The following is a 1,826-nucleotide window of genomic DNA, read 5'->3' as shown; positions in this document are numbered from 1 at the left end:
GGCGCTTTGGTCTCGACGTCGGTGAGCATGCCCACCACCTAGTGCTAAGTACCCTGATGGATGCGGTACTCAATGAACTCGAATTGAGTGCCCAACAGGTGCCCGAGTTGAGCGACAGCATCGATGAATTGCTCACCGAACCGGATAACTTATTAGGCTTGGCTGTGTACGGTTTCTCGTCGGAGATTTATGCCGCCACCGATCAACTGCTCAAGGGCGTGACCCTCTCTGACTTTACTGGTCAAACGCGTATCCCGCTCAGCGGGTTTATCTCGGCGTTTAACGATGTGATCGGGTTCAGCGACCCCAATTCGGCCTTGTTTACGGCGACGAAGAGCTTACTTATCCCCCTTGAAAGGCAAATCAATCAGGCCACACAGGCGGTCAAAGACCAAGGAGATAAAGCGGTGCGCAGCCTACAAATACTGCGCTTTCGTATCATTAACCGCGTGATGAAACTGCCGGGTTTGTCGGCGCGCCGCGCCATGGCGATGTCGCTGTGGGGGCAAGCTCAATTGAGTCAGGGTAAGGTGTTTCTTAACCAGGGCCTGAGCGCTCAAACCCAAGCGGCCAATGCGCGTTACCACCAGTTGTTAATGGAAGCCCACAGTACCAATATAGCCTTGTCCAAGCTCCCTGCTGACTCGCCAGACTATCGCCGAATGTCGAAGTCGTTACGTCAGATAAACAAACAGATCAGTCGCTATGTGGAGTCTATCCCACCGGTATTCAGCGAATATCGGAGCCAAACCGTGGGCAAATACACTTTCAGCAACGCCGCGAGCTCGGTCAGCCATGCCTTTGATCGCCTTGGCGGCACAGATTTGGTGGTTGCGTCCCTCAACCTAATTAATATCGCCTCACAAATACAAACTCTGCAAGAGATGGAAAAGTCGGCCCCTTACCCGGATACGCGTCGCCAACAAACCACCGTAGGTTACAGTATCGCGTGGTTTGTTAATAACACAGGTGCGGTGCTAAAAGGGCTATCGCTGCGTAAAATTCAGTCTAATAGTGACCTAATGACCACCTCTCTCAAACAGATAAAAGCGGCAAAAAGCGCTTTTAAGATTGCGGATATGCTTAACGTGGAGCGCTATATTGCTCACTCACTGATTGCCGGCGCTGCAGGGGTGCTCGCCGCTGGTCTAGAAGGCTGGCAAGTCGTAGAAGATTACTCAGCATCAAAAAGTTCGTTAGAGAAAGCATTACTGGGTGCTAAAGTTGTCGCACTCGGAATACAGGCGATGAGTTGGGGTGGATTGGTCTACAACTCGCTAAGAACTCGTTTAGGCCTGATATTCGTCGGTGAAGTATTACAAGGTTGGATGTTAGCCATTAACTTCTGGGGCGCGGCTTTGTATGCGGCAGTAACTATACTGCTATTGCTGACTAAACGAACCCCGCTGGAAACCTGGCTGCGCCATTCAATATGGGGCAAAGAACCAGACTTTAACCGCAGTGCCGCAGATGAATATCACGCCTTACTGGCTTTGCTTAACCAGCCGTCAATCCAGTTTCGCACCACTGCGCGACGTATTGATAGAGCGGAGTCAAGCCACAGCGCGACCGTCCATTTTAAACAAGAAATGACAATTCTGCTGCCCAACGCTTATGCCAATGAAGCCGTGACCCTGAGCATCGAAAGCGGCTTTCCGCCCTCGGATTATCAGAACTTTACCGCTCACACCTTATTCAGCGGCCAAGTAACACGCGATAAAAATGAGCCGACCCTGTGCCGCTACCACTTACCTTTACCTCAACCACTGCAACACTTAGTGGCGCAAGGGCAAGGGACCATCAGGCAAGAAAAACTCAACGTGTTC

General features: G+C 51.4%; 1 protein-coding gene. It reads left to right on the top strand.

Annotated features, from left to right (window positions below; all coding sequences use genetic code 11):
• Nucleotides 1-1,826: hypothetical protein (locus OH455_RS23115; protein WP_269982925.1), on the top strand; the 1,826-nt coding region annotated here is incomplete at both ends.

The organism is Vibrio sp. T11.5 (assembly GCF_027587155.1).
GTDB classification, from domain to species: Bacteria; Pseudomonadota; Gammaproteobacteria; order Enterobacterales; family Vibrionaceae; genus Vibrio; species Vibrio neptunius.
The sequence above is the reverse complement of the archived record's forward strand: the minus strand, read 5'-3'. Positions and strand labels throughout refer to the sequence as shown.